The organism is Pseudomonas folii, from assembly GCF_014357575.1.
Lineage (GTDB): Bacteria > Pseudomonadota > Gammaproteobacteria > Pseudomonadales > Pseudomonadaceae > Aquipseudomonas > Aquipseudomonas folii.
On sequence record NZ_JACONW010000261.1, the window covers coordinates 1 to 3,756 of the forward strand.

The 3,756-nt window shown below is 58.5% G+C and carries 3 protein-coding genes; 1 reads left to right on the top strand and 2 read right to left on the bottom strand.

The window, feature by feature from the left end:
* Positions 1-150: 150 nt before the first annotated feature.
* Positions 151-2,430 (bottom strand): phosphoenolpyruvate--protein phosphotransferase, encoded by a 2,280-nt coding sequence (gene ptsP, locus H8S59_RS26355; protein ID WP_122707599.1) that lies wholly within the window; start codon positions 2,428-2,430, stop codon positions 151-153.
* A gap of 21 nt (positions 2,431-2,451) precedes the next feature.
* Positions 2,452-2,931, bottom strand: coding sequence for an RNA pyrophosphohydrolase (locus H8S59_RS26360; protein ID WP_027898512.1), 480 nt, complete (start codon positions 2,929-2,931; stop codon positions 2,452-2,454).
* A 142-nt stretch (positions 2,932-3,073) separates the two neighbouring features.
* Between H8S59_RS26360 and H8S59_RS26365 the strand changes: the two genes are divergently transcribed.
* Positions 3,074-3,730, top strand: a complete 657-nt coding sequence (locus H8S59_RS26365) for a histidinol-phosphatase (RefSeq protein ID WP_095092599.1) — start codon at positions 3,074-3,076, stop codon at positions 3,728-3,730.
* The last annotated feature ends 26 nt before the right edge of the window (positions 3,731-3,756 follow it).

A 3,756-nucleotide genomic window follows, 5' to 3' on the forward strand; every position in this document is an offset into this window, starting at 1 on the left:
CCTCTTCCCGGCTAAAGCCGGTCCCACGTCATCAGTGAATCCTGTGGGAGCTGGGCTTGGTCTGGGCGGCATTCCGACGATCAGTGATCTATAAGGTAGACCGCGGTGTCTGCATCGCGGGCAAGCCACGCTCCAACAAATTGACCGCGATTAATGCCCTTTCACAGACCCCGGGTTGATCATCCGTGACAGCCCCAGGTTCTTCAGCGCCAGTTGCAGAGAGCTGCTGATCACTTGCGGGTTATCGTTGGTCATCAGCTGCGCGAGCAATTCCTTGGCCTTGCTCAGGTGGATCTGACGCAGCATCCATTTCACTTTCGGCAGGTTGGTGGAGTTCATCGAAAGGCTGTCGAAGCCCATCGCCATCAACAACACCGCAGCGGCAGGGTCGCCAGCCATTTCGCCGCAGATACTGACCGGCTTGCCTTCGGCATGAGCATCGCGAACCACGTTTTGCAACGCTTGCAGCACGGCCGGGTGCAGGTAGTCGTATAGATCGGCAACCCTTGGGTTGTTGCGATCCACCGCCAGCAGATACTGGGTCAAGTCGTTGGAACCCACCGACAGAAAGTCCACCTGACGCGCCAGATCGCGTGTCTGGTAAACAGCAGCCGGCACTTCGATCATCACGCCTACAGGCGGCATCGGCACATCAGTGCCTTCGTCACGCACTTCACCCCATGCCCGGTGGATAAGGTGAAGCGCCTCTTCCACCTCGTGCGTGCTGGAGATCATCGGCAGCAGAATCCGCAGGTTGTTCAAGCCTTCACTGGCCTTGAGCATCGCACGGGTCTGCACCAGGAAAATTTCCGGGTGATCGAGGGTGACACGGATACCGCGCCAGCCCAGAAACGGGTTCTCTTCCTTGATCGGGAAATAAGACAGGGCTTTGTCACCGCCGATGTCCAGGCTGCGCATGGTGACCGGCAGCGGGTGAAAGGCCGCCAGTTGCTCGCGATAGATCGCCAGCTGTTCTTTCTCGCTCGGAAAGCGCTGTTGAATCATGAAAGGTACTTCGGTGCGATACAGACCTACACCTTCAGCGCCGCGCTGCTGAGCGCGAGCGACGTCAGCCAGCAAGCCAGTGTTTACCCACAGCGGCATACGATGGCCGTCCAGCGTGACGCAAGGCAGCTCGCGCAATGCGTCCAGTCCTTGGGACAGCTGACGCTCTTCTTCAACGACCTTGGCGAACTGCTTGCGCATGGCATCGCTGGGGTTGGTGAAGACTTCACCGTGGTAGCCGTCGACGATCAGCTCAATGCCATCTACCTTGGAATAAGGCAGGTCGACCACCCCCATGACCGTGGGAATACCCATGGCTCGGGCCAGGATCGCTACGTGGGAGTTGCCGGAGCCAAGTACCGAAATCAGACCAGCCAGCTTGCCTTCCGGAACTTCGCCCAGCATGGCAGCCGTCAGCTCTTCACTGACAAGGATCGTGTTGTCCGGATACACCAGCGTCTGTTGGCGCGCCTCCTGGAGATACGCCAATAGACGTCGACCAAGGTCTTTGACATCCGAGGCACGTTCGCGCAGGTAGGCATCGTCCATCAATTCGAAACGTTTGACGTGCTCGTTGACCACCGAGCGCAGTGCGCCCTGCGCCCATTGGCCAGTCTTGATGACGTTAGTCACTTCGCTGCCCAGCGAGGCGTCGTCGAGCATCATCAGGTAAACATCGAACAAGGCGCGCTCTTCAGGGCGCAGCTGGTTGGCAAGCTTGGCAGACAATGCGCGCATGTCGCTGCGCACGCCCTCAAGGGCGGTCTGGAACAAGGCAAGCTCGGCTTTGATGTCTGTAACGGTTTTGTCCGGGACCACTTCGAGGTCCGCAGGTGGCAGCATGACCACCGCAAAGCCCACAGCCGCCCCGGGAGAGCCGGCGACGCCGACGAATTTCGCTTCCTGAATCCCCTTGCCCTGACGCCCCAGACCGCGGATCGAGCCAGTGGCTTCAGCGTGGGCGATAACCCCGGCAAGCTGGGCGCTCATGGTTACGAGGAAGGCCTCTTCGCCCTCGTCGAACTGGCGGCGCTCCTTTTGCTGGATAACCAGTACACCCACCACACGACGATGGTGAATGATCGGCGCGCCGAGGAACGACGCATACCGTTCCTCGCCAGTCTCGGCAAAGTAGCGATAGCGCGGGTGATCAGCGGCGTTTTCGAGGTTCAGCGGTTCTTCACGGGTACCCACGAGGCCAACCAGGCCTTCGTTCGGCGCCATGCTGACTTTGCCGATGGAGCGCTTGTTCAGGCCCTCGGTAGCCATCAGCACAAAGCGGTTACTTTCGGGGTCGAGCAAATAGACCGAGCAGACTTGGCTGCCCATGGCCTCTTTGACGCGTAACACAATAATCCCCAACGCCGCCTTGAGATCCTTGGCGGAGTTAACTTCCTGGACGATCTTGCGCAGCGTATTGAGCATGGCTCGGGGTCGAACTCCGTGTCAGTCGCGCGACAAAAGGCGCGGGGCAAGCTCTTTGAGTGCGCGTCGATACACCTCGCGCTTGAATGTCACCACCTGACCCAGCGGATACCAATAGCTGACCCATCGCCAGCCATCGAACTCCGGTTTCCCGGTCAAATCCATCCGCACCCGCTGCTCGTTGGAGACCAGGCGCAGGAGAAACCATTTTTGCTTCTGGCCGATGCACAGCGGTTGGCTGTGCGTCCTGACCAGTCGTTGCGGCAAACGATAGCGCAACCAACCCCGAGTGCAGGCAAGAATTTGCACATCCTCAGGTTCAAGCCCGACTTCTTCGTTCAACTCACGATAAAGCGCGTCTTCCGGCGTCTCCTGAGGGTTGATACCACCCTGTGGAAACTGCCAGGCATCTTGGTTGATTCGCCGAGCCCATAGGACCTGGCCGGAGTCGTTTGTCAGAATTATCCCGACATTAGGACGGAAACCATCGGGGTCGATCACGGCAACAACCTCGCAAACGCATGTCACCGCATTGTTCCACAAAGCCGATCAAAGCAGCAACGAGGCTTAGCAGGTTATGTGAAGAGTTGTGAAAACCTCGTATTCTGGTGCTCTTTTTTCAGCAATTTCAGCGAGTAACCGCATGCGCCTGGCTTTATTCGACCTCGACAACACGCTTCTGGGTGGCGACAGCGACCACGCCTGGGGTGATTACCTGTGCGAACGCGGCATCCTGGATACCGCCACCTACAAAACCCGCAACGATGAGTTTTATCAGGATTACCTGGCCGGGACTCTGAACCTGACCGACTACCTGAACTTCTCACTGGAAATCCTCGGCAGCACCGAGATGGCCCAGCTAGACGCGTGGCATCGTGATTTCATGCGTGATTGCATCGAACCCATCATCCTGCCGAAGGCGCTGGAGCTGATCGCCAAACATCGCGCAGCAGGCGACAAACTGGTCGTCATTACCGCCACCAATCGCTTTGTCACCGGACCAATCGTCGAGCGCCTGGGTATCGAGACGCTATTGGCCACCGAGTGCGAAATGGTCGACGGGCGCTACACCGGACGCACCACCGATGTGCCGTGCTTCCGCGAAGGCAAAGTGACACGTCTGAACCGTTGGCTGGAAGAAAACCAGTTGAGCCTGGAAGACAGCTACTTCTACAGCGATTCTCTGAATGATCTGCCGCTGCTGGAAAAGGTTGCCAACCCGGTAGCCGTAGACCCGGACCCGAAATTGCGCGCAGAAGCTGAAAGCCGCGGCTGGCCGGTGATTACGCTGCGCGGATGACTCCAGCGAAATACGATCGCACTGTG

What these genes read in the sequence shown, in the direction of transcription:
- ptsP (WP_122707599.1), bottom strand. Translation starts at nt 2,430, where the DNA reads ATGCTCAATACGCTGCGCAAGATCGTCCAGGAAGTTAACTCCGCCAAG.
- H8S59_RS26365 (WP_095092599.1), top strand. Translation starts at nt 3,074, where the DNA reads ATGCGCCTGGCTTTATTCGACCTCGACAACACGCTTCTGGGTGGCGAC.